The organism is Xanthomonas sp. WHRI 1810A (assembly GCF_040202885.1).
Taxonomy (GTDB): domain Bacteria; phylum Pseudomonadota; class Gammaproteobacteria; order Pseudomonadales; family Pseudomonadaceae; genus Aquipseudomonas.
The window spans coordinates 71,628-96,863 of record NZ_JBEGED010000010.1; the positions used below are offsets into that span (position 1 = coordinate 71,628).

Here is a 25,236-nt window from a genome sequence, read left to right on the forward strand (position 1 = left end):
CACCACCTATCTGCCCACACATTGCTTCTGCCCGCAGGGCGTGGGAGCCTGGCTTGCCGGCGATCTAGCGCGAAGCGCTAGCAAAACGCGGGTTTCGTGACTGGCGAGCCACCACCTATCCGCCCCATACATTAAATTCCCGTCCCCCTATTGAGTCCGTTCATTTACGGTTGTACGATGACTTACGACATCAGCGCAGGACTGATGCTTCATCCACAAAAACTCGCTACTCAGGGTGTTCGAATAATGAATCCACAAGAACTGAAGTCCATCCTCTCTGCCGGTCTGTTGTCCTTCCCGGTTACCGATTTCAATGCTCAGGGCGATTTCAATCGCGCGGGCTACATCAAGCGTCTCGAGTGGCTTGCCCCGTATGGCGCCACTGCTCTGTTCGCGGCCGGTGGTACCGGTGAGTTCTTCTCCCTCGCCGCCAGCGAATACTCCGAAGTCATCAAGACGGCCGTCGACACCTGCGAACACAGCGTGCCTATCCTGGCCGGTGTCGGTGGTCCGACCCGTCAAGCCATCCAGTACGCTCAAGAAGCCGAACGTCTGGGCGCCAAAGGTTTGCTGCTGCTGCCTCACTACCTCACCGAAGCCAGCCAGGACGGCGTTGCCGCCCACGTTGAAGCGGTCTGCAAGTCGGTCAAGATCGGCGTTGTCGTCTACAACCGTAACGTCTGCCGCCTGACGCCAACGCTGCTGGAGCGTCTGGCCGAGCGTTGCCCGAACCTGATCGGTTACAAAGACGGTCTGGGCGATATCGAACTGATGGTGTCGATCCGTCGCCGTCTGGGCGATCGCTTCTCCTACCTGGGCGGTTTGCCGACCGCTGAAGTCTACGCCGCGGCCTACAAGGCGCTGGGCGTGCCGGTCTACTCCTCGGCCGTGTTCAACTTCCTGCCGAAAATGGCCATGGATTTCTACCACGCCATCGCGCGCGACGACCACGAAACCGTCGGCAAGCTGATCGACGATTTCTTCCTGCCCTACCTGGAGATTCGTAACCGCAAATCCGGTTACGCGGTCAGCATCGTCAAGGCCGGCGCGAAAATCGCAGGCTACGACGCAGGTCCGGTACGTACCCCACTGACTGACCTGACGGCAGAAGAGTGCGAAATGCTCGCTGCCTTGATGGACAAGCAGGGCGCGCAATAACCGTACGGCCCGCACTGGAAACCGCTGATCAGTCAGCGGTTTTTTGCCGTCGGCTATTCGTGTTCGCAAGGCTCGAAAGCAACAGGTGTTCGCGTTGGCAGGGATTCCACACGCGTGATAGTCGAACCCAAGGTTTCATGCAGGACCGCTCCAATCGCAGCTGAACAAAGGGGCAGCGGCGAGTCGTACACACACATAAAAGATCGTTTAACCCGCACAAAAAAATAATTAGTGGGAGTTTCGAACATGCAGAAAACCAAGCCGACTCACGTCCGGTATTTGATCTTGCTCATGCTGTTTCTGGTGACCACGATCAACTACGCCGACCGTGCAACCATCGCTATCGCGGGCTCCAGCCTGCAAAAAAGCCTCGGCATCGACGCCGTCACTCTCGGTTTCATCTTCTCTGCATTTGGTTGGGCCTATGTGGCCGGCCAGATCCCGGGCGGCTGGCTGCTGGACCGCTACGGTTCCAAGAAAGTCTACGCACTGAGCATCTTTACCTGGTCGTTGTTCACCGTGCTGCAAGGCTACGTCGGTGAATTCGGTCTCTCCACCGCCATCTTCCTGTTGTTCGCGCTGCGCTTCATGGTCGGCCTGGCGGAAGCACCGTCCTTCCCCGGCAACGCCCGTATCGTGGCGGCCTGGTTCCCGACTTCCGAGCGCGGGACTGCCTCGGCGATCTTCAACTCGGCGCAATACTTCGCCACCGTCCTGTTCGCCCCAATCATGGGCTGGATCGTCTACACCTTCGGCTGGCAGCACGTGTTCGTGGTCATGGGCAGCATCGGCATCGTCTTCTCGCTGATCTGGCTGAAAGTAATCCACAGCCCGCGCAATCACCCGAAAATCAACAAGGAAGAGTTCGATCACATCGCCAACAACGGCGGCATGGTCGACATGGATCAGGACAAGGGCAAAGGGTCGGCCAGCGGTCCGAAATGGGACTACGTGAAGCAACTGCTGACTAATCGGATGATGCTGGGCATTTACCTGGCGCAGTACTGCATCAACGGAATTACCTATTTCTTCCTGACCTGGTTCCCGGTGTACCTGGTTCAGGAACGCGGCATGACCATCCTCAAGGCCGGTTTCATCGCCTCGTTGCCGGCGATCTGCGGCTTCATCGGTGGCGTATTGGGCGGTGTCATTTCCGACTACCTGCTGCGCAAGGGCCATTCGCTGACCTTCGCCCGCAAGGCGCCGATCATCTGCGGCCTGCTGCTTTCCACTTCCATCGTCACCTGCAACTACGTCGACATCGAATGGGTGGTCGTGGGCTTCATGGCCCTGGCGTTCTTCGGCAAAGGCGTGGGCGCGCTGGGCTGGGCCGTGATGTCCGATGCATCGCCCAAACAGATTGCCGGTTTGAGCGGCGGCCTGTTCAACATGTTCGGCAACATCGCATCGATCACCACACCGATCGTGATTGGGTACATCATCAGCACCACCGGCTCGTTCAAATGGGCGCTGGTGTTCGTCGGCGCCAACGCGCTGGTGGCGGTGATCAGTTACCTGTTCATCGTGGGTGAAATCAAACGTGTAGAACTCAAGGAAGCCCCAACGAAGGGCGTCCAACCGGCCAGTGAAGCCGATCTTTCTCAAGCAAAACTCTGAGGAAAAACCGTGATGAACTTGATCCAACATGCCGACTCGCCACGTTACATTCGCTTGCATGCGCTTGATAACGTCGTCGTCGTGGTCAATGACCAGGGCGTACCGGCGGGGACCGAATTCGACAATGGTCTGGTGACCATCGACAACGTGCCCCAGAGCCACAAGGTCAATACCGTGGACATCGCTCAGGGCGAGCCGATCATTCGCTACGGCCATACGATTGGCTATGCGCTGCAACCGATTCCGAAGGGCAGTTGGGTCAGGGAAGATCAGTTACAAATGCCGTCGGCGCCCTCGCTGGACAGCCTGCCGATGTCGGACGCGGTGCCGGTCCGGGGCGAGCCGCTGGAAGGCTTCACGTTCGAGGGCTATCGCAACGCGGACGGCACCGTGGGCACCCGCAATATCCTGGGGATCACCACCACGGTTCAATGCGTCACCGGCGTGCTGGACTTTGCCGTCAAGCGCATCCGCGAAGAGCTGCTGCCCAAATACCTGAACGTCGATGACGTGGTGGCGATCACCCACAGCTACGGCTGCGGCGTGGCCATCACGGCCAAGGACGCGTACATCCCGATTCGTACCGTGCGCAATCTGGCGCGCAACCCGAACCTGGGCGGCGAAGCGTTGGTGATCAGTCTGGGCTGCGAGAAATTGCAGGCCGGGCAGGTCATGCACGAAGACGATGCTTCTGTGGATCTCACCGATCCCTGGTTGTACCGCTTGCAGGATTCCAGTCACGGCTTCAACGAAATGATCGAGCAGATCATGGAGCTGGCCGAAAGCCGACTGAAGAAACTCGACCTGCGTCGTCGCGAAACCGTGCCGGCCTCGGAGTTGATCCTGGGCATGCAGTGCGGCGGCAGCGATGCGTTTTCCGGGATCACCGCCAACCCGGCCCTGGGTTATGCGTCTGACCTGTTGCTGCGCGCTGGCGCGACGGTGATGTTCTCCGAAGTAACGGAAGTGCGGGATGCGATCTATCTGCTGACAGCGCGTGCCGAGACGGTAGGCGTCGCCGAAGAACTGGTTCGTGAAATGGACTGGTACGACCGTTATCTGGCAAAAGGCGAGGCCGACCGCAGCGCCAACACCACGCCGGGCAACAAGAAGGGCGGGTTGTCGAACATCGTCGAGAAGTCCCTGGGGTCCATCGTCAAATCCGGCAGCAGCGCGATCAATGCGGTGCTGGGCCCTGGCGAGCGGGTTTCACGCAAAGGATTGATCTTCTGCGCGACGCCGGCGAGCGATTTTGTCTGCGGGACGCTGCAACTGGCGGCCGGGATGAACCTGCACGTGTTCACCACCGGACGCGGTACGCCGTACGGTCTGGCGATGTCGCCGGTGGTGAAAGTGTCGACCCGGACCGAGCTGGCGCAACGCTGGCCCGATCTGATCGACATCGACGCCGGGCGCATTGCCACAGGGCGCGCGAGCATCGAAGACCTGGGTTGGGAGCTGTTCCACTTCTACCTGGACGTGGCCAGCGGCAAGAAAAAGACCTGGACCGAGCACTACCGTTTGCACAACGACATCACCCTGTTCAACCCGGCACCGATTACCTGAGTTTTCGATTGCGGCGCAAGGTTTGCGCCGAACACCGGTCTTGTTGGGAGGCTTGCCCGCGAAGATGAATACGCGGAGTCTCAGGTAAACCGGGGACTCAGCTTCGCGGGCAAGCCTTGCTCCAACAGCCCATCGCTGAATCTGTGGGAGGGAGCTTGCTCGCGACATGCTGTTCGGTGCCAATCTCTCGTGAACAGGATGGCCTCATCGCGAGCAAGCTCCCTCCCACAACGCCGTCACTCAATGCCGCCCATGCTCCTTGTGCGGGTGCTCGCCACAAAACCGGGCCAGGGTCACGATGCTGCGGGTCACGGGCATCGGGATGTTCACTCTTGCCGCCATCTCCAGCACCGCATCGCCGATCGCCGCCAGTTCCAGCGGCAGGCCCTTGTCGAAGTCCTGCAACATCGAGGTCCGCACCGCGCCCATGCTGGCGCCGAACTGGATGAACGTGGTCGGCTCCATGCTCAATCGCGCGTCGTACGCCGTGGCCACGGCCATGGCTTCATGGAACGTCGCCAGCGCCAACTCCCGCATCTCCGGCAAACCGTAAATCTGCTCCAGCGTTGCCCCGGTCACCACCGACACCGGGTTTGACGTCAGGTTGGCGATGATCTTGGTCCACAGCTGATCGCGAATCCTGTCCGAGCCCTGGGCTTCGATGCCTGCACGGTAGATAAGCGAGCAGACCGTTTCCAGCCGGGGCGTCAGTGCGTTGTTCAACTCGCCAAAGATGATCCGATACGGGTTGTGGGTGCTGACCACACCGGGCGCCGAGGATTGCGCGGTCATGAACACCACGCAGCCGATCACCTGGTTCAAATCCAGTGACGCGTTGATCACCCCATCGGGGTCGACGCCGGAAATGCGTTCGCCCTCAAAACGGCCGCCTTCGTGATGGAAATACCACCATGGCACGCCGTTGATCATCGGGACCACCAGCGTATCGGGGCCGATCAGCGGCTGAATCTGCGGCAACAGTGTGCTCAGTGAAGGTGCCTTGGTGCAGAGAAACACCACGTCCTGTTCGCCCAGTGTCTGCGCGTTGTCGCTGGCGTTGACGGTGACGTGATGGCGCCCCTCCAGGTCGTGCAGATGGATGCCGTTGGCTTGCAGGGCGGCAAGGGTTTTGCCTCGGGCGAACACGTTGACGGGCTGGCCGCTCATGGCGATGCGTGCCGCCAGCGTGCAACCAATGGCGCCAGCGCCCGCAATGCAGACGCGCAGGGTGGAAGAATTCATAACGGCTCCAGAGGGTCGGACTTCGGCTGCGTGAGGCCTGCCGGTTGTGCAATTTGGCCTGAACCTCGTTGTCAGCGCCAGTGGGGGACGTAACTGTAGGAGCGCGCTTGCCCGCGATTGCGGTGTACCAGCGCATGATTTGCCATTTGGCACACCGCAATCGCGGGCAAGCGCGCTCCTACAGAGACGACATGTCCCGCCTGTCCGCTTCCCGTTAAACGCGCCTGAACTTCATCCTGCGTTCTCTCCTCCCTATTTCTAGAGGCGGCGAGCACACCACTCGTTGCACACCAGCACTTTTATAACTAAAACCAGGAGAAGTTCATGCGTGCACTGACCTATCACGGCGCCCACGACGTGCGTGTCGAAACCGTGGCCGATCCGGTTATCCAGGAGCCGGACGACGTCCTGCTCAAAGTCACCGCCACCGCGATCTGCGGTTCGGACCTGCACCTGTACCGCGGCAAGATACCGGCGACCGAGCATGGCGATATCTTCGGCCATGAATTCATGGGCATCGTCGAGGAAGTCGGCCCCCAGGTGACGGCCGTCAAGCCGGGTGATCGCGTGGTGATCCCGTTCGTCATCGCCTGCGGTGGCTGCTTCTTCTGCCAGATGGACCTGTTCGCCGCCTGCGAAACCACCAACACCGGTCGTGGCGCGATCATGAACAAGAAATCGATTCCGCCGGGTGCTGCGCTGTTTGGCTTCAGCCATTTGTACGGCGGCATTCCGGGTGGCCAGGCCGAGTACGTGCGCGTGCCCAAGGGCAACGTCGGCCCCTTCAAAGTGCCGGGTAATCTGTCGGACGAGAAAGTGCTGTTCCTGTCAGACATCCTGCCCACCGCGTATCAGGCGGTGCTCAATGCGGGCGTAGGGCAAGGTTCGAGCCTGGCCATCTACGGCGCCGGCCCGGTAGGCCTGCTGTCCGCTGCAGTCGCGAAGATGCTCGGTGTCGAGAAGATCTTCATGGTCGATCACCACGCCTATCGTCTGGCCTACGCGCAGTTCACCTACGGCGTAATCCCGATCAACTTCGATGAAGACGATGATCCGGCAGACACCATCATTCGCCAGACCCCCGGCATGCGCGGTGTGGACGGCGTGGTGGATGCGGTGGGCTTCGAAGCCAAAGGCAGCACCACGGAAACCATCCTGGCCACGCTCAAGCTCGAAGGCAGCAGCGGCAAGGCGCTGCGTCAGTGCATCGCGGCCGTGCGCCGTGGCGGTACGGTCAGCGTGCCGGGCGTCTACGCAGGCTTCATCCATGGCTTCATGTTCGGCGATGCGTTCGACAAAGGCCTGACCTTCAAAATGGGCCAGACCCACGTTCAGCGTTACCTGCCGGAACTGCTGGAGTACATCGAAAGCGGTGCGCTGGCGCCGGAAGCCATCGTCACCCACCGGATGTCGCTGGAAGAAGCGGCGGACGGGTACAAGATCTTCGACAAGAAAGAAGAAGATTGCCGCAAGATCATCCTGACCCCGGGCTTCGACAGCCGTACCGATCTGTCGGCCAATGATGTGGTGGTGCAGTAAACCTAAGCGGCAATGATTACCTGTAGGAGCGCGCTTGCCCGCGAAAGCGTTTTGTCAGCGAGAAGTGCAGCGCTGAAAGAATGCATTCGCGGGCAAGCGCGCTCCTACAGCGCTCTGCTTCTCAGGCAAACGCCTCAGAATGCGGGTAATCAACGATCCGCGAGCCAATCACCATCTCGCTGATCCAGTTGGTCAGCATCGTAGTGTACGCCAACTGACTGGTATCACTGGTCAGTGCATGGTCGGCGCCGTCCACCAAGCGGTAGGTCAACGAATGCGCGAGGTCGAAGGCTGTGCGGTAGCTCATGACCGTCGCGTGGGGCACGTAGTCATCGGTTTCCGACTCCACCAGCAACACATCCCCTTTGAAATCCTTGCACGCGGCCAGCGCCCGATTGTCGGCGGCCGTCACGGCGGAGCGGCGGTAATGCGCCAGCTTGTCGCGATCCAGCGCCTGCTTGGGCATGTCCCAATCCGCATCCCAATACAACGCAGGTACCCGCAGGGCCAGCCATCGCACTGGGCGGATCCCGCTCAGAATCGTCGCCAGATAGCCCCCGTAGCTGCTGCCGATCACGGCAATCGCGTTGTTGTCGACGGCGGGGTGGCTGGCCAGACGGTCGTACGCGGCCAGCAGGTCCGCCATGCTTTGCTCCCGGGAGACCGACGCGCGCATTTCATGGGTCCGCTCGTGACCGCGCAGGTCGAAGGTCAGGCACACGCAGCCCAGCCCCGTGATGTTCTTGGCCCGTGCCAGGTCCCGTTGTTGACTGCCGCCCCAGCCGTGGACGAAGAGAATGCCGGGCAACTTGGCGCCCGGCGTGAGAATAGTGCCGGAAATGCTTTGATCATCGACCGTGATGTCGATGGTTTCACTGCGTACCGTCATAAGGCTTGACCTGTGTGAATTTGGTGATGAAACCGACGTCCGGGTCCTGGCCTTCGTAAAGGACATTAGCCCCGGCGGGCAGGGTGGTTTCGCCGTAGATTTCGTGGGTCGATACGCTGATACGGTTCAGGCCCGGATCGGCGGCGAACGCCACCAGTGCCTGGATTTCTGCCGGGCTCGCACCGCCGATTCGCCAGGACTGTTCGAGCACGCCGGAGCACACCTGCCCGCGGGAATTGGTGCCATGTGCGATGTCGTAATTGCGCCTTGACGCAAGGAAGTCGGGGAAGCAGTCGTGGGCTGCCTTTTCGTAGCACATCGCCTGATTGACCGACGTTCTGACATCCGCGTCGAGATCGAGTTTGAGCAATTCGTCGTAGTCGCCCCGTACCAGCCACAGTTCTGACCCTCCATACACCGTTTCGCCGTCGTTATCCTGGGTGAGGCTCTGCGTGCCGTGATAGCTGATCACGATGCCCGCTACCTGGATTTGCCCGACGCTGTAGGTGATGACGTCGTGCAGGTCTTCTTCGAGCACCAACCCCCATTCTTCGACCTCGGCGCTGTCCTGTGCGTCGATGGCCTGATCGAGTTCCGCCTGGGACTGCGCAACGATCTGTCCACGGCCGGCAGTGGCCAGCACGGGTTTGACCCGGACCGGGCCCTCGGCCAGCAAGCGTTTTCCGGCGCGGTGCGCGTCGGCCAGATTGAACACGGTAAAGCCATGCAGGACCGAGTCGGCAGCGTCTTCGAAAAAACGGTCGGACCAGCCTTCGGGCTTGGCGGTGGCGTCATCGAGCAGCCGATGGGAGATCGCCTTTGTGGCCATGAAGGGGTGCTGAATCAAGCCGCCAAAGAAATCCCGCACCGAGCGAATGTTCAGCGCGTTACGAGCGTCTTTGCCGATCAGTGTGTCGGAAGGAATGAAGTAAAGCCCAGGGCCCTTGTGCAGGGCGGGGTCATAGAGACCGGAGAACCTGGCGCCCAACAGCGTGGCGATCTGAGCCGCCAGCGTTGAATGCACGGCCACTTCGTGTGTTGCGAGGGTTTTATGGGTGGAGAGCAGAACAACATCGGACTTTGCGGTGCTGGTTTCTGACCCGCTCATGCACAAACTCCCTGTTCGGAAATGGAACCACGACGTCTCTGTAGGAGCGAACGTGTTCGCGAAGCGATTACAAATCAGACCGCGTAAGCCTGTTCGCCAACAAGTTGGCTCCTACAGATCCAACGCAAACCTTACCCTGTAGGAGCGAACTTGTTCGCGAAGCGATCTCTAGGTAAGACCGCGTAAGCCGTTTCGCCAACACGCTGGCTCCTACGGTAGGCAGCGCATTACGGCATGGAGTTCCTCAGCGGTGATCAGCGGATGCGTTGGCCACTTGTTCGTCACTCAACGGCTCGGGGAAGGGCTGGGTGTGGTCGATCTCCTCGGCGGCGCCCATCGCTTTATACTTCTTGCGCAGCGCATGCAGTTCTTTCTGGTCGAGGTTATCGAGACTCAGGACAGCATTCTGCGCGTCTTTCGACACCCGCAGCAGCTCGTCGATCTTGATGTGCAATTCGTCGGTGTCGCGGTTTTGCGTGTTCTGGATCAGGAACACCATCAGGAAGGTGATGATGGTGGTGGAGGTGTTGATGATCAGCTGCCAGGTGTCGTTGTAATGAAACAACGGCCCGGTGCACGCCCAGGCAATGATCAACAGCACAGCAACCAGAAACGTCTTGGGACTGCCCGTCCACTTCGATAATGCTTGAGCGAACTTTGAAAATTTCATTGCGTGTCCCTGGTGCGTAAAAGTGATACCTAAGGGACAGCGGTGTGGCTTTGAAATTTCTTATTACAAAATGAAATCCGTGACAGATTCAGGCCCAGCCAAACACTTGATTTGCATTCCGGGTACTGGCTTCAGCCAACGCGCCGGGTTCGATACCCATGAGCCCGGCCAGCGCCGCGCCAATCTCCGGCAAGTGTTCCGGGCTGTTGCGCTGACCGGGGTACATCGCGGGCGCCATGTCCGGGGAATCGGTTTCCAGCACCACGCTGTCCAGCGGCAGTTCGGCGATGACCCGGTGCATGCGCAGCGCCTGAGGCCAAGTCGCGGCGCCACCGAGACCGAGTTTGTAGCCCAGTTTGATGTATTCACGCGCTTCCTCGCGACTGCCGGCAAACGCATGGACGATGCCTGCGCGCGCCAGCTTGAAGCGCTTGAGGGTGGCGATGACATCGGCATGGCTGCGGCGCACGTGAAGCAGAACGGGCAAATGGAAGTCCGCCGCCATTTGCAGCTGGGCCTCGAACACCTGTTGCTGGCGCGTGCGGTCCAGGGTGGCGACGTAATAATCCAGACCGATTTCGCCGATGGCGCACAACTTCGGATGACCGGCCAGACGGCTCAATTGGTCCCGGAGTTGGTCCAGGTGTTCGGGCAGGTGTTCATCGATGTAGACCGGGTGCAGACCCAGCGCGGCATAGATCGACGGCTCACTGACGGCCAGATCCCACACCCGTTGCAGATTGCGCTGATAGACGCCCAGCACCACCATCCGCTCGACGCCCAGTTGCTTGCAGTGCGCCAGCACGGCGGGACGGTCCGCATCAAAGCTGTCGAAGTCCAGGTGGGTGTGGGTGTCGATCAGCTTCACGTTCAAGCCCCGTGGATTCGTTGCCTGAACGTGCGCACGATGGCGCGTGTGCCCGGCTCGTACAGGTCTTTTTCAATCGCATCCAGCGCCAGCGTTAGCGCGGTGTCGGCGATCATCTGGTGCTGCTGCGCCATGGCGTTCACCGGCAATGGCAGGAAATCCAGCAGCTGTGTATCGCCGAAGGTGCCCAAGTGCAGTTGATCCGGGTTCAGTTGACGCTGCTGCAACAAGTCGAAAACGCCCTGCAACAGTACGTACGACGTGGTGATCAACGCGTCGGGCAGATAACCGAGCCGGTCAAACAGTTCGCCGGCCAGCCGCAGCCCGCAGTCGCGGCTGAAAGCCTCGCCTTGCTCAATGATCACCTCGCCGGTGAACCCGTCCAGTGCGTCCTTGAATCCCGCCGTACGCTCGCGGCTGACGCTCAACTCCGGCCGTGCGCCGAGCAGGGCAATGTGGCGCGGGTGGGTTTCGAGCAGGCTGCGGGTGAGTTGCTGGCTGGCGTCATGGTCATCGCTGACCACCGAGCAGAACAGCGCGGGGTCCATCTCCCGGTCGATGGCAATCACCGGCAGCCCCTGTTTTTGCAGCTCGCGGTAGCTGTCATCGCTGGCCGGCAGGCAGCTGGCGACAAACAGCGCATCGCAGCGTCGGGCGCGAAACAGCCCCAACAGCTGCAATTCACTGATGGGGTCGTCGTCGGAACTGGCGATCAGCAACTGGTAACCGCGGGCCCGGGCGCCTTGTTCCAGCTGCTTGGCGATGCGCGCGTAACTGGGGTTGTCCAGGTCCGGCAGAATGAAACCCAGCGTGCGCGTGTGACGACTGCGCAAACCGGCGGCCTGGGCGTTAGGCCTGAAACCGTGTTCCTCCACCACCGCACGCACGCGTTCGACGGTGGCGCTGCTGATGCGTTGCTGTTCGGCCTTGCCGTTAATCACGTAGCTGGCGGTAGTGACGGAGACACCCGCCAGACGCGCAATATCACTGAGTTTCAACCCGAACATCCTTTTGTTATATGAGTCGGTGTCATGGGGTGTTTGATCAGACCAGGATTTTCGCCGATCTGCGTCATGATTACACCAGACGTGGGCCCGACGCCAAATTGTTGGAGCGAGGCTTGCCCGCGAAGGCGTAGGGTCGGCAATAAAAACTGGCACCGATACACCGCGATTCGCGGGCAAGCCTCGCTCCAACAGGGCTATAAGCAGAAATCTCCTACAAACGACCAGCTGGACTTCAACCCAAAGAGATTATCGAGTACCGTGCCGGGCGATTTTGATTAAACGATTCAGCACGCGTATTTATGGCGCTGTAATCCTGACGAATTGACGGTCGGATGGGTATCGCTCATTCGCTGAAACGGTCGGTCATTGATGACTGATTTAAACAACAAGAACCGGGCGCGATTCTGCGCTGTCAGGGAGAAAGGCATGCTGGAACTTACCGTAGGGCAAATCTCCATGGCGCAGCGCGCGGTGGATAAAACCGCTGCACTGAACCTGCTTGCCGAACGGCTGGTGGCCGACGGTCTGGTTGCCGAGGGCTACCTGGCCGGGCTCCAGGCGCGCGAGCAGCAAGGGTCGACGTTCCTCGGTCAAGGCATCGCCATCCCTCACGGCACCCCGGACACCCGCGACCTGGTGTTTGCCACCGGCGTGCGGCTGATGCAATTCCCGGAGGGCGTGGATTGGGGTGACGGTCAGATCGTCTACCTCGCCATCGCCATTGCCGCCAAATCCGACGAACACCTGCGCCTGCTGCAACTGCTGACCCGCGCCTTGGGCGAAGAAGACATCGGTCAGGCGCTGCGTCAGGCCGAAGACCCCGAAGCGCTGCTGGTCCTGCTGCAAGGCGCGCCGCAAGCGCTGGCGCTGGACGCACAGATGGTCAGCCTCGGCGTGTCAGTGGACGATTTTGAAGAGCTGGTCTGGCACGGCGCGCGTCTGCTGCGTCGGGCCGAATGCGCCAGCAACGGTTTCGCCGCCGTGCTGCACCAGGTCGAGCCCCTGCCGCTGGGCGATGGTTTGTGGTGGTTGCACAGCGAGCAAATGGTCAAGCGTCCGGGGCTGGCGTTCGTTACGCCGGACAAACCCCTTCGTCACCTGGGCCAGCCGCTGACCGGTCTGTTTTGCCTGGCCAGCCTGGGCGAAGCGCATCAAGCGCTGCTCGAACGCCTGTGTGCGCTGTTGATCGAAGGCCGCGGCCCTGAACTGGGCGCCGCCACCAACACCCGCGCCGTGTTGCAAGTGTTGGGCGGCGAGCTGCCAGAAGACTGGCCCACCGAGCGTATCGCCCTGGCCAACGCCCATGGCCTGCATGCCCGCCCGGCGAAGATCCTGGCCCAGTTGGCGAAGAGTTTTGACGGTGACGTCCGCGTGCGGGTCGTCGACAGCAGCGACATCGCCGTTTCCGCAAAAAGCCTGAGCAAGCTGCTGAGCCTGGGCGTGCGGCGCGGGCAAGTGCTGGAATTCATCGCTGAGCCCACGGTGGCCGACGTTGCGCTGCCCGCGCTCATCGCAGCCGTGCGCGAAGGGCTGGGCGAAGACATCGAGCCGCTGCCCACCGTGGCGGCGGCACCGACTCCCGTTGCTGCGGCAGTGGCCAAAACCCTGGTAGCGCCTGCTGCCGGCAGCCAGATTCAAGCGGTCGCGGCGTCACCCGGCATCGCCATCGGCCCGGCGCACGTGCATGTGCTGCCGGTATTTGAATACCCGCTGCTGGGCGAATCCCACGCCGCCGAGCACGCGCGCCTGCAATCGGCGCTGCTTGAGGTGCGCGAGGACATCCAGCGGTTGATCCAGCGCAGCACGGCCAAGGCGATCCGTGAGATTTTCATCACCCACCAGGAAATGCTCGACGACCCCGAACTGGTTGACGAAGTCGCGCTGCGCCTGAAAAAAGGCGAAAGCGCTGCGGCGGCGTGGACCAGCGTGATCGAAGCCGCGGCCCTTCAACAGGAGCAGCTGTCGGACGCGCTGCTGGCCGAGCGCGCCGCGGACCTGCGTGACGTGGGCCGTCGGGTGCTGGCGCAAATCTGCGGCGTCGACGATCTGGTCGAGCCCGAGCAACCGTACATTCTGGTGATGGACGAAGTCGGCCCGTCGGACGTAGCACGCCTGGACCCGGCGCGGGTTGCCGGCATCCTCACCGCGCGCGGCGGCGCCACGGCCCACAGCGCCATTGTTGCCCGCGCCCTGGGCATCCCGGCGCTGGTTGGCGCCGGCGATGCAGTGCTGTTGATCAAGTCCGGCACGCCGCTGTTGATCGACGGCCAGCGCGGACGCCTGAACGTGGCGCCCGATGACGCCACCGTGCAGCGCGCGATTCAGGAGCGTGACATCCGCGACCAGCGTTTGCAGGCCGCCGCCGCGTTGCGCTTCGAACCTGCCGTGACCCGCGACGGCCATGCAGTGGAAGTGTTCGCCAACATCGGCGACAGCGCCGGTACGCCGGCTGCGGTGGAGCAGGGCGCCGAAGGCATCGGCCTGCTGCGCACCGAATTGCTGTTCATGGCCCACAGCGCTGCGCCCGACGAAGCGACCCAGGAAGCCGAATACCGCCGCGTGCTGGACGACCTGCAAGGCCGTCCGCTGGTGGTGCGGACCCTCGACGTCGGCGGTGACAAACCGCTGCCGTACTGGCCGATCGACAAAGAAGAAAACCCGTTCCTCGGCGTGCGCGGCATCCGCCTGACCCTGCAGCGCCCGGATGTCATGGAAAGCCAGCTGCGTGCCTTGTTGCGCGCGGCAGACAATCGCCCGCTGCGCATCATGTTTCCCATGGTCGGCACGGTGGAAGAGTGGCGTGCAGCGCGGGACATGACCGAACGTTTGCGCCTGGAAATCCCCGTCGCCGATTTGCAGCTGGGGATCATGATTGAAGTGCCCTCGGCGGCGTTGCTGGCGCCGGTGCTGGCCAAAGAAGTGGACTTCTTCAGCGTCGGCACCAACGACCTGACGCAATACACCCTGGCCATCGACCGTGGGCATCCGACGCTGTCGGCCCAGGCGGACGGCCTGCACCCGGCGGTGCTGCAACTGATCGACATCACCGTTCGCGCCGCCCACGCCCATGGCAAATGGGTCGGCGTGTGCGGCGAGCTGGCGGCAGACCCTGCGGCCGTGCCGATCCTGGTTGGTCTGGGTGTGGACGAATTAAGCGTATCGGCGCGCAGCATCGGCGAAGTCAAAGCCTGCGTGCGCGAATTGAATTTGATCGGCGCAAAACAATTGGCGCAGGCGGCCTTGTCCGTCGGCAGCGCCCGTGACGTTCGTGCGCTCGTGGAGGGTTTGTAAATGGCGAAGATTCTGACACTGACCATGAACCCGGCGCTGGATCTGACGGTGCAGTTGGGCCCGTTGCAGGTCGGCCAGGTCAACCGCAGCGAGGCCATGCTCAGTCACGCTGCCGGCAAAGGCCTGAACGTGGCGCAAGTGCTGGCCGATCTCGGTCATGAACTGACGGTGGCGGGCTTTCTCGGCGTGGACAACCAGCAGCCGTTTGAAACCCTGTTTGCCCAGCGCGGTTTCATCGACGAGTTCGTGCGCGTGCCGGGGGAAACCCGCAGCAACATCAAGCTGGCCGAAAGCACCGGTCGCATCACCGACGTGAACGGCGCAGGCCCCCAGGTCAGTGTCGAGGCACAACAAGCGTTGGCGACCCGGATCGAGCAGATCGCGCCGGGTTTCGACGCGGTGGTGGTGGCCGGCAGCCTGCCGCGCGGCGTCGATGCGCAGTGGCTCAAAGCGTTGCTGCTGCGCCTGAATGCACAGGGCCTGAAAGTGGCGCTGGACACCAGCGGTGAAGCGTTGCGCGCAGGGCTCGAAGCCTCGCCGTGGCTGATCAAACCCAACACCGAAGAGCTGGCAGACGCACTGGATGCGCCGATCATTTCCATTGCCGCCCAGGCCGAGGCCGCCGCGCGTTTGCGCCAGGGCGGCATCGAGCACGTGGTGATTTCCCAGGGCTCCGAAGGCGTGCATTGGTTCAGTTCCACCATTGCACTGCAGGCGCTGCCACCGAAAGTCACGGTCGCCAGCACCGTCGGCGCAGGGGATTCGCTGCTCGCCGGCATGGTCCACGGCCTGCTCAGTGGCCATCCGGCAGAACAAACCTTGCGCATCGCCACCGCGATTGCCGCCATGGCCGTGACCCAGATTGGTTTTGGCATCAACGACGTGACCCAGCTCAAGCGGCTGGCCAGTGGCGTCAACGTTCGCCCGCTGACCGAACAGTAAGAGGGATTGTGATGAAGTTAGCGATTGTTACCGCCTGTCCCAACGGCAAGATCAGCAGTGTCCTGAGCGCGCGTCTGCTCGACGCCGCCGCGCAGCGCCAGGGCTGGAGCACCAGCGTTGAGGTGCACAACCCGCGCAATCCGGAAGAGCGCCTGACCGCCGCCGATATTCTGGCCGCCGACTGGGTGCTGGTAGTCAACACCGGGCCGCTGGACCTGACGCGTTTTGCAGGCAAGAAGCTGCACCAGGCAACCCCCGCGCAAGCGTTGCAGGACGTGGATAACTTTTTGCGCAGCGCCATGGAGCAGGCCAAACCGTACGTTGCGCCTGAGGCGTCTGAAACAGCGCCGGTGAGCATGTCTGCACAGCCGCGACTGGTGGCGGTGACTGCCTGCCCTACGGGTGTCGCGCACACGTTCATGGCGGCCGAGGCGATTCAGCAGGCAGCCAAGAAACTCGGTTACGAGTTGCAGGTCGAAACCCAGGGTTCGGTGGGTGCGCGCAATCCACTCACCGCTCAGGCGATTGCCGAGGCGGACGTGGTGTTGCTCGCCGCTGATATCGAAGTGGCCACCGAGCGTTTTGCCGGCAAGCGCATTTATCGCTGCGGCACGGGTATCGCGCTGAAGCAGCCCGATGCCACGCTGAAAAAGGCACTGGCCGAAGCGCAGGTCGAGTCCGGGGCCGGCGCCTCAGCCACCCCCGTCAAGCAAGAGAAAACCGGCGTCTACAAGCACCTGCTGACCGGTGTGTCGTTCATGCTGCCGATGGTGGTGGCGGGCGGTTTGTTGATCGCGCTGTCGTTTGTGTTCGGCATCCACGCGGCCGAAGAGCCCGGCACCTTGGCCGCAGCGCTGAAACAGATCGGCGCCGGCGCCGCGTTTCAGTTGATGGTGCCGCTGTTGGCGGGCTACATCGCCTACTCGATTGCTGATCGTCCTGGCCTCGCGCCCGGCATGATCGGCGGCCTGCTGGCGAGCACCCTGGGTGCCGGTTTTATCGGCGGCATCATTGCCGGTTTCCTTGCGGGCTACAGTGCGTGGGCGGTCAATCGCTACGCCAAGCTGCCGCCCAGCGTCGAAGCGCTGAAGCCGATTCTGATCATCCCGTTGCTGGCCAGCGCCTTCACGGGGCTGGTGATGATCTACGTGGTCGGCCAGCCGGTGGCGGACCTGCTCGAAGGCCTGACGCACTTCCTCGACACGATGGGCACCGCCAACGCCGTGCTGTTGGGCGTGCTCCTCGGCGCGATGATGTGTGTCGACCTTGGCGGGCCGATCAACAAGGCCTCGTACGCGTTTTCGGTGGGGTTGCTGGCGTCCAGCAGCGGGGCGCCGATGGCCGCGACCATGGCGGCCGGCATGGTGCCCCCGATCGGCATGGGCATCGCCGCACTCATCGCCCGTCGCAAGTTTGCCCAGAGCGAACGCGAAGCGGGCAAGGCGGCGTTGGTGCTGGGGTTGTGCTTCATCTCTGAAGGCGCGATCCCGTTTGCCGCCAAGGACCCGCTGCGGGTGATTCCGGCGAGCATCGCGGGCGGGGCGCTGACTGGCGCGCTGTCGATGTACTTCGGCTGCAAACTGATGGCGCCCCACGGCGGCCTGTTTGTGCTGCTGATCCCCAATGCGATCAACCACGCGCTGCTCTATTTGCTGGCGATCGTGGCGGGCAGTCTGGTGACCGGCGTGTTGTACGCGATCTTGAAGCGGCCGGAAGTGGTTGAGATCGATGCGGTGCCGGCGGGGGCTTGATGTTGGCTGACCTGACGCCATCGCGGGCAAGCGCGCTCCTACAGACGGAGCGCGGTCTCCTGTAGGAGCGCGCTTGCCCGCGATAGCAATTGTCCAGCCGATAGAAATGCGGCGTTCGTAAAGGCGCCTTCGCGGACAGGTCCGCTCCCACATCGAAATCTGATCGTCTTCACTGCTGTCACATTCCAGCCAACATCACGCTGTAGGTTTTATCCCTTCGCATTCGTCTGATGGGGATAAAAATGACTCAATTCGACCTGACGCGCCGACGCATCATTCAAGCCGCTGGCGCGGGTCTGCTGCTTCCGGGGCTGGCCCCAGCGGTCATCGCGTCCGTCAAAGACCGCCCGAAAATGACCGATGGCGTGCAGTCCGGCGACCTGCAGGGCGACCGGGCCATGGTCTGGAGCCGCAGCGACCGTCCCTCCCGCATGGTGGTCGAGTGGGACACGCGCAGCATGTTCACCAACCCCCGCCGCAGCGTTTCATTGCTGGCCGATCAGCGCACCGACTTCACCGCCCGCGTCGAACTCACCGGCCTGCCCACCGATCAAGCGATCTTCTACCGCGTGTCCTTCGAAGACGCCCAGACCGGGGTCGCCAGTGAACCCTGGTTCGGCCACCTGCGCAGCGTCCCCCAGACCAAACGCGACATCCGCTTCGTCTGGAGCGGTGACACCGTCGGCCAGGGTTTCGGCATCAACCCGGACATCGGCGGCATGCGCATTTACGAAGCCATGCGCCTGCGCCTGCCGGACTTCTTCATCCACAGCGGCGACACCATCTACGCCGACGGCCCGGTGCCCGCCGAGATCGTCGCGGAGAACGGCCGCGTCTGGCGCAACATCACCACCGAAGCCAAGAGCAAGGTCGCCGAGACCCTGGACGAGTATCGCGGCGCCTATCGCTACAACCTGCTGGACGACAACCTGCGCCGCTTCAACGCCGAGGTGCCGCAGATCTGGCAGTGGGATGACCACGAAGTCTGCAACAACTGGTCGGCGACCAAGCAGCTGGATGACCGCTACAAGGTCAAAGACATTCAGGTGCTCGCCGCCCGCGGGCGTCAGGCGTTTCTGGAATACGCGCCCATGCGGTTGCAGAGTGCCGACAACGGCGGGCGGGTTTATCGCAAGCTGAGTTACGGCCCGATGCTCGATGTGTTCGTGCTCGACATGCGCAGCTACCGCGACGGCAACGACGCCAACCTCGCCGACAAACCGGGGCCGACCACCGCCTTTCTCGGTCGCGAACAACTGGACTGGCTCAAGCGCGAACTCGCGGCCTCGGGCGCGCAGTGGAAGATCATTGCTGCTGACATGCCCATTGGCCTCGGCGTGCCGGACGGGGAGGTGAGCCCGGGCGTGGCGCGTTGGGAAGCCATCGCCAACGCTGACAACGGCGCGCCGAAAGGCCGTGAGCTGGAAGTGGCCGAGCTGCTGGGCTATCTGCGGGCGCAGAAGATCAAGGACTGCGTCTGGCTGACGGCTGACGTGCATTACTGCGCCGCGCATCACTATCAGCCGGACCTGGCGGTGTTCCAGGATTTCGATCCGTTCTGGGAGTTCGTCGCCGGCCCGCTGAATGCCGGGACCTACGGCCCCAATCCGCTGGACAAGACCTTCGGCCCCGAACTGGTGTTTCAAAAAGCCCCGACGGCGCAGAACATGTCACCGTTTGCCGGGTATCAGTTTTTCGGGGAAGTGAACATCGACGGCCAGACGTCCGAGCTGACTGTGACGCTGCGTGATCTGGACGGGGTGTCGGTGTTTGAGAAGAAGCTTGTGCCTGCCAACGCGTGATATGACGCAATTGTAGGAGCGCGCTTGCCCGCGATTGCGGTGGATCAGCTACATTTCCGTCGACAGACAGAATGCGTTCGCGGGCAAGCGCGCTCCTACACGGGGTGAGGTCATACGATAACTAAGCAATTCCCCACCCCACAACCGTCCCCGCTGGCCTATCATTAGCCACCTAACGACGGGACAGGGTTTGCCGAATGCTGGACATTTTTTATCAGACCCTGGCGATCACGGCGCCGGTCTTCGCCATGTTGTTCCTGGGCGTCGTCCTCAAGCGCGTTGGCTGGATCAACGACAGCTTCATCCACACCGCGTCGGCCCTCGTCTTCAATTGCACCATGCCGGCGTTGCTCTTCCTGGGCATCATCCACGCTGACCTGCACGCCGCGCTGCAGCCGGGCGTGCTGATCTACTTCATCATCGCCACCCTGTTCGGCTTCGCCATTGCCTGGGGCTGGGCGATCTATCGCGTGCCGTTCGCCGAGCGCGGGGTCTACACCCAAGGCGCGTTTCGCGGCAACAACGGCGTCATCGGCCTGGCGCTGGCCGCCAGTATGTATGGCGATTACGGCATTTCGCTGGGGGCGATCCTCGCAGCGCTGGTGATCCTGTTCTACAACACCCTGTCGACGGTGGTGCTGGCGGTGTACAGCCCGGTGATCAAGTCCGACCCGTGGAGCATCCTCAAAAGCGTGTCGTCCAACCCGCTGATCATCAGCATTGTGCTGGCCACGCCGTTCGCCTATTTCCAGATCCCGTTTCCCAAGTGGCTCGACGCGTCCGGCAGCTACCTGGCGCAGATGACCCTGCCGCTGGCTTTGATGTGCATCGGCGGGACGCTGTCGGTCAAGTCGCTGCGCGAAAGCGGCAAGCTGGTGGTCAGCGCCAGCCTGATGAAGATGGTCTGGCTGCCGATCATCTGCACCTTCGGTGCCTGGGTGCTGGGGTTTCGCGGCGCGGAGCTGGGGATCCTGTTCCTGTACTTCGGCGCGCCGACGGCGTCCGCCAGTTACGTCATGGTCCGCGCGGCCAACGGCAATCACGAACTGGCGGCCGCGATCATCGTCATGACCACCCTGGCGGCGGCGGTGACCACCAATATCGGGATATTCGTTTTGCAGTGGGGTGGGTGGATTTAAAGGTCCCTCACGGCTGTAGGAGCGCGCTTGCCCGCGATTGCGGTGTGTCATTCCCATGATTGATATCTGACCCACCGCAATCGCGGGCAAGCGCGCTCCTACAAAGGCCATCCGACGTCAATGCTGCCGCCGCCACGCGCGGAATGTGCTGATCGCAATGCCGACCGCCAGCACCGGCAGCACGTAATGCACCATCAGTGTTTCCAGCCGATCAGCCAATGGCATGCCGGTGGTGAACGACACGATGTGCAGCCCGTACACCACGTACAGCGCCAGCAGCAGCAACCCTTCAAGCCGCGTGACCCGATAGCCCGAATAGAACAGCGGCAGCGTCAATGCCGCCGCGGCGAGCATCGCCGGCAGATCGAAATCCAGCGCATTGGGTGAGATCGACAACGGCTCGGGGCTGATCAGCGCGGTGGCGCCCAACACCCCCAGCAGATTGAACAGATTGCTGCCAATCACGTTGCCCACGGCAATGTCGCGCTCGCCGCGCAGGGCGGCAATCAGCGAGGTCATCAATGCCGGAAGCGAGGTGGCGATGCCGATGACCGTCAGGCCGATCACACGCTCGGACAGCCCCAGGTCCTGCGCGATCACCGTGGCCGCGCTGACCAGGAAATGGCTGCCGTAAATCATCAATACCAGCCCGCCGATCATCATCGACAGCCGCATGGCCAGCGGACCGGCCTTGCGGCGTGAGCGATCCGCGACCGGACTGGTCTGGCGGGTGCCGTGGGCGAACTGACGCAGCACCACCATCAGATAGCCGCCCAGGGCCACGAGCAGAATCACACCGTCCAGCGCGCTGAGCACGCCGTTCCACGCCAGCCCGGCCACCAGCGCCGTGGCGGCAATCATCAGCGGAATATCGACCCGGACCAGTTGCCGCGCGACCCGCAGCGGAATGATCAGCGCCGAGAGACCGAGGGTCACCAACGCGTTGAAGATGGTGCTGCCGATGACGCTTCCCACCGCGATGTCGCTGCTGCTGGAGAACGCGGCCTGCAGGCCGACCGCCATTTGCGGCGCGCTGCTGCCCAGCGCCACCACGGTCAGGCCGAGGAATAGCGGGCGGGTTTGCAAAATGACCGCCAGCCCCACGGCGGCCCGCACCGACAGTTCTGCGCCAATGACGAGTAACAGCAGGCCGCCCACGAGCTCAAGCAGATTGGGCAGCGGCAGGGTCGATAATTCGAGAATTGCGGGTACCTTCAGCGTTCAGGGAGGTGGGTCAGTCCAGTGCTTGCACGCGGACCTTGGCGGTGCCGCTGCGTAGCATACCCAACTGCTCGGCGGCCGCGCGTGACACGTCGATAAGGCGTCCACGGGTGTGCGGGCCACGGTCGTTGATGCGGACCACGGTTTGTTTGTCGTTGTCCAGGTTGGTGACCTGCACGCGGGTGCCGAACGGCAGTTGGCGATGCGCCGCCGTCAGGCTGGTTTGATCGTAGCGTTCACCGCTGGCCGTGCGCTGGCCTTGGTGACGGGCCGCGTAATAGGACGCGCTGCCGGTGGCGTTGTAACCGTGTGGATCGATGATGCCGTCGCTGGCACAACCGGCCAGCAGGGAGAGCAGGGCGCAAGCGCTGAGGAGCCGCAGCATGGGGGAAGTCCTTTTGGGTGTCGGTAGACATGTAGGAGCGAGCTTGCCCGCGATTACGGTGGGTCAGCCATGGGTCTGGCGTCTGATACAACGCAATCGCGGGCAAGCGCGCTCCTACAGATCAATTGCTCTTCAACCCTCCAGCTTGCTCTTGAGCAGCTCATTGACCTGCTGCGGGTTGGCCTTGCCTTTGGACGCTTTCATCGCCTGACCGACAAAGAAGCCGAACATCTTGCCGCGCTTGGCTTCGTCTGCCGCGCGGTACTGCTCCACCTGTTCGGCGTTGGCCGCCAGCACTTCGTCGAGCATTGATTCAATGGCGCCGCTGTCGGTGACTTGCTTGAGGCCGCGCTTTTCGATGACCTCATCAGCACTGCCCTCGCCATTGGCCATGGCCTCGAAGACCATCTTCGCGATTTTGCCGGAAATGGTGTTGTCGGTAATGCGCAGCAGCATGCCGCCCAGTTGCTCGGCAGTGACCGGCGACTCATCGATCTCGACGCCTTGTTTGTTCAGCAACGAGCCCAGTTCCACCATCACCCAGTTGGCCGCCAGCTTGGCGTCGCCGCCGATGCTGACGACTTTCTCGAAGTAATCGGCCTGCTCGCGGCTGGACGCCAGGACGCTGGCGTCGTAGACCGACAGCCCGAACTGCGACTGGAAGCGCTCGCGCTTTTGCGGCGGCAGCTCCGGCAGCGTGGCACGGACCTGATCGAGGAACGAATCCTCGATGACCACCGGCAACAGGTCAGGATCGGGGAAGTAACGGTAGTCGTTGGCTTCCTCCTTGCTGCGCATGGCGCGGGTTTCATCCTTGGCCGGGTCGTAGAGACGCGTCTGCTGGATGACCCGGCCGCCGTCTTCGATCAGTTCGATCTGGCGCTGGACTTCGCTGTTGATCGCCTTCTCGATGAAACGGAACGAGTTGACGTTCTTGATCTCGCAGCGGGTGCCGTACTCGACTTGGCCTTTCGGACGGATCGACACGTTACAGTCGCAGCGCAGCGAGCCTTCGGCCATGTTGCCGTCACAGATGCCCAGATAACGAACCAGCGCGTGCATCGCCTTGACGTACGCCACCGCTTCCTTGGCCGAACGCATGTCCGGCTCGGAAACGATTTCCAGAAGCGGCGTGCCGGCGCGGTTCAGGTCGATGCCGCTCATGCCGCTGAAATCTTCATGCAGGCTTTTGCCGGCGTCTTCTTCCAGGTGCGCACGGGTCACGCCGACGCGCTTGATGGTGCCGTCTTCCAGGGTGATGTCCAAATGGCCTTTGCCCACGATCGGCAATTCCATCTGGCTGATCTGGTAGCCCTTGGGCAGGTCCGGGTAGAAGTAGTTCTTGCGCGCAAACACGTTGTGCTGGCCGATCTCGGCGTCGATGGCCAGGCCGAACTTGACCGCCATTTGCACGGCTTCCTTGTTCAGCACCGGCAGCGAACCGGGCATGCCCAGGTCGACGAGGCTGGCCTGCGTGTTGGGCTCGGAGCCGAACGTTGTAGAGCTACCGGAGAAAATCTTCGATTGGGTGGTGAGCTGGGTATGAATCTCCAGCCCGATCACGACTTCCCATTGCATGTGTTTTCTCCTTAGAAGCCGGCCGGCGAACGCGTGTGCCAATCAGTGACCTGCTGATACTGATGGGCAACGTTCAGCAAACGGCCTTCCTGAAAATAGGGCGCGAGCAACTGCACGCCCACCGGCAGACCGTCAGCGAAACCGGCTGGCATAGACAAGCCCGGCAGGCCCGCGAGGTTGGCGGTGATGGTGTAGAAGTCTTCCAGATACGCGGAAATCGGGTCGTTGTTCTTGGCACCGATCTTCCAGGCCGGGTTCGGCGTGGTCGGGCCGAGGATCACGTCGACTTCGGTGAACGCGTTCATGAAGTCGTTCTTGATCAGGCGACGGATTTTCTGCGCTTGCAGGTAATACGCGTCGTAGTAACCGGCGGACAGCGCGTAGGCACCGACCATGATCCGGCGCTGCACTTCCGGGCCGAAACCCTCGGCGCGGGAGCGCTTGTACAGGTCGGTCAGGTCTTTGGGGTCTTCGCAGCGGTAGCCGAAACGCACGCCGTCGAAACGCGACAGGTTGGAGGATGCCTCAGCCGGGGCGATCACGTAGTACGCCGGGATCGCGTGCTGCAGGTTCGGCAGGCTGACTTCCTTGACCACCGCGCCGAGCTTTTTCAGCTCTTCAACGCTGGCCATGACCAGGTCGGCGATGCGTGGATCGAGACCGGCGCTGAAATATTCCTTCGGCACGCCGATGCGCAGACCCTGCAGCGAGCCGTTGAGGCTGGCGGCGTAATCGGGCACCGGTTCGTCGATGCTGGTGGAATCATGGGTGTCGAAGCCGGCCATTCCTTGCAGCAGCAGGGCGCAGTCTTCGGCGGTCCGAGCCATGGGGCCGGCCTGATCAAGGCTCGACGCGTAGGCGATCATGCCCCAGCGCGAAACGCGACCGTAAGTCGGTTTCAGGCCGGTCAGGTTGGTCAGTGCGGCCGGTTGACGGATCGAACCGCCGGTGTCGGTGCCGGTTGCGGCAGGCAACAGACGCGCGGCCACTGCCGCCGCCGAACCACCGGACGAGCCGCCGGGGACGTGGTCCAGGTTCCACGGGTTTTTCACCGGGCCGTAGTGGCTGGACTCGTTGGCCGAACCCATGGCGAACTCGTCCATGTTGGTCTTGCCCAGGGTCACGGTGCCGGCAGCGGCCAGTTTGGCAACCACGGTGGCATCGTACGGCGCCTTGAAGTTGTCGAGCATCTTCGACCCGCAGCTGGTGCGGATGCCTTTGGTGCAAAACAAGTCCTTGTGGGCCAGCGGAACGCCGAGCAACGCGCCATTCTCGCCAGCGGCACGTCGGGCATCAGCGGCCTGGGCCTGAGTGACGGCCAGGTCTTCGGTGAGGGTGATGAAGCTGTTGATCTGCGGGTCGAGCTGAGCGATTCGCGCCAGCAGCGTGCGGGTCAATTCTTCGGAGGAAAACTTTTTTTCAGCGAGGCCGCGAGCGATCTCTGCCAGTGTCATTTGATGCAT

At 62.3% G+C, this 25,236-nt stretch carries 19 protein-coding genes; 9 read left to right on the plus strand and 10 right to left on the minus strand.

What is annotated here, in order from left to right:
* The first annotated feature begins 246 nt into the window (after positions 1-246).
* From kdgD to garD, 3 genes are all read left to right on the plus strand, one after another.
* Positions 247-1,158, plus strand: a complete 912-nt coding sequence (kdgD, locus tag ABQX22_RS15975; RefSeq protein WP_349800831.1) for a 5-dehydro-4-deoxyglucarate dehydratase — start codon at positions 247-249, stop codon at positions 1,156-1,158.
* Between the two features lie 246 nt (positions 1,159-1,404).
* Complete coding sequence (locus tag ABQX22_RS15980) at positions 1,405-2,775, plus strand: MFS transporter (protein WP_349800832.1); 1,371 nt, start codon at positions 1,405-1,407, stop codon at positions 2,773-2,775.
* 12 nt (positions 2,776-2,787) lie between these two features.
* Positions 2,788-4,341, plus strand: coding sequence for a galactarate dehydratase (gene garD, locus ABQX22_RS15985; protein WP_349800833.1), 1,554 nt, complete (start codon positions 2,788-2,790; stop codon positions 4,339-4,341).
* A 240-nt stretch (positions 4,342-4,581) separates the two neighbouring features.
* Here the strand turns inward: garD and ABQX22_RS15990 are convergent, their stop codons facing one another.
* Positions 4,582-5,583, minus strand: a complete 1,002-nt coding sequence (locus ABQX22_RS15990) for a ketopantoate reductase family protein (protein ID WP_349800834.1) — start codon at positions 5,581-5,583, stop codon at positions 4,582-4,584.
* Between the two features lie 324 nt (positions 5,584-5,907).
* Here ABQX22_RS15990 and ABQX22_RS15995 point away from each other — a divergent pair, with 324 nt between their 5' ends.
* The gene (locus tag ABQX22_RS15995) at positions 5,908-7,122 is read left to right on the plus strand and encodes a zinc-dependent alcohol dehydrogenase (RefSeq protein WP_349800835.1); all 1,215 of its coding nucleotides are present in this window, start codon (positions 5,908-5,910) and stop codon (positions 7,120-7,122) included.
* 121 nt (positions 7,123-7,243) lie between these two features.
* Here ABQX22_RS15995 and ABQX22_RS16000 read toward each other — a convergent pair whose 3' ends face one another.
* From ABQX22_RS16000 to cra, 5 genes are all read right to left on the minus strand, one after another.
* The gene (locus tag ABQX22_RS16000) at positions 7,244-8,011 is read right to left on the minus strand and encodes an alpha/beta hydrolase family protein (RefSeq protein ID WP_349800836.1); all 768 of its coding nucleotides are present in this window, start codon (positions 8,009-8,011) and stop codon (positions 7,244-7,246) included.
* Positions 7,995-9,119, minus strand: coding sequence for a DUF3182 family protein (locus ABQX22_RS16005; protein WP_349800837.1), 1,125 nt, complete (start codon positions 9,117-9,119; stop codon positions 7,995-7,997). The genes ABQX22_RS16000 and ABQX22_RS16005 overlap by 17 nt, the downstream gene beginning before the upstream one ends.
* 244 nt (positions 9,120-9,363) lie before the next feature.
* Complete coding sequence (locus tag ABQX22_RS16010) at positions 9,364-9,789, minus strand: low affinity iron permease family protein (protein ID WP_349800838.1); 426 nt, start codon at positions 9,787-9,789, stop codon at positions 9,364-9,366.
* An 88-nt stretch (positions 9,790-9,877) separates the two neighbouring features.
* Positions 9,878-10,657, minus strand: coding sequence for a TatD family hydrolase (locus tag ABQX22_RS16015; protein WP_349800839.1), 780 nt, complete (start codon positions 10,655-10,657; stop codon positions 9,878-9,880).
* Positions 10,658-10,659: 2 nt separating this feature from the next.
* Entirely contained in the window at positions 10,660-11,655 is a 996-nt protein-coding gene (gene cra, locus ABQX22_RS16020; RefSeq protein WP_349800840.1) for a catabolite repressor/activator, read from the minus strand.
* A 435-nt stretch (positions 11,656-12,090) separates the two neighbouring features.
* Between cra and ptsP the strand changes: the two genes are divergently transcribed.
* From ptsP to ABQX22_RS16045, 5 genes are all read left to right on the plus strand, one after another.
* Positions 12,091-14,955 carry a phosphoenolpyruvate--protein phosphotransferase gene (gene ptsP, locus ABQX22_RS16025; RefSeq protein ID WP_349800841.1) on the plus strand — a complete coding sequence of 955 codons (2,865 nt, stop codon included), beginning with the start codon at positions 12,091-12,093 and terminating at the stop codon, positions 14,953-14,955.
* The gene (gene pfkB, locus ABQX22_RS16030; RefSeq protein ID WP_349800842.1) at positions 14,956-15,897 is read left to right on the plus strand and encodes a 1-phosphofructokinase; all 942 of its coding nucleotides are present in this window, start codon (positions 14,956-14,958) and stop codon (positions 15,895-15,897) included. It abuts the gene before it with no gap.
* An 11-nt stretch (positions 15,898-15,908) separates the two neighbouring features.
* The gene (locus ABQX22_RS16035) at positions 15,909-17,648 is read left to right on the plus strand and encodes a PTS fructose-like transporter subunit IIB (RefSeq protein WP_349800843.1); all 1,740 of its coding nucleotides are present in this window, start codon (positions 15,909-15,911) and stop codon (positions 17,646-17,648) included.
* A gap of 242 nt (positions 17,649-17,890) precedes the next feature.
* Complete coding sequence (locus ABQX22_RS16040; protein ID WP_349800844.1) at positions 17,891-19,450, plus strand: alkaline phosphatase D family protein; 1,560 nt, start codon at positions 17,891-17,893, stop codon at positions 19,448-19,450.
* A 197-nt stretch (positions 19,451-19,647) separates the two neighbouring features.
* A complete protein-coding gene (locus tag ABQX22_RS16045; protein WP_349800845.1) occupies positions 19,648-20,589 on the plus strand; it encodes an AEC family transporter in 942 nt (313 codons plus the stop codon).
* A gap of 117 nt (positions 20,590-20,706) precedes the next feature.
* On the opposite strand, the gene ABQX22_RS16050 is transcribed toward ABQX22_RS16045, so the two are convergent.
* The 4 genes from ABQX22_RS16050 to gatA all read right to left on the minus strand — a co-directional run bounded on the left by ABQX22_RS16050 (position 20,707) and on the right by gatA (position 25,236).
* Complete coding sequence (locus tag ABQX22_RS16050; protein ID WP_349800846.1) at positions 20,707-21,747, minus strand: calcium/sodium antiporter; 1,041 nt, start codon at positions 21,745-21,747, stop codon at positions 20,707-20,709.
* A 76-nt stretch (positions 21,748-21,823) separates the two neighbouring features.
* The gene (locus ABQX22_RS16055) at positions 21,824-22,195 is read right to left on the minus strand and encodes a septal ring lytic transglycosylase RlpA family protein (RefSeq protein ID WP_349800847.1); all 372 of its coding nucleotides are present in this window, start codon (positions 22,193-22,195) and stop codon (positions 21,824-21,826) included.
* A 132-nt stretch (positions 22,196-22,327) separates the two neighbouring features.
* Positions 22,328-23,773 (minus strand): Asp-tRNA(Asn)/Glu-tRNA(Gln) amidotransferase subunit GatB, encoded by a 1,446-nt coding sequence (gene gatB, locus ABQX22_RS16060; protein ID WP_349800848.1) that lies wholly within the window; start codon positions 23,771-23,773, stop codon positions 22,328-22,330.
* An 11-nt stretch (positions 23,774-23,784) separates the two neighbouring features.
* A complete protein-coding gene (gene gatA, locus ABQX22_RS16065) occupies positions 23,785-25,236 on the minus strand; it encodes an Asp-tRNA(Asn)/Glu-tRNA(Gln) amidotransferase subunit GatA (RefSeq protein ID WP_349800849.1) in 1,452 nt (483 codons plus the stop codon).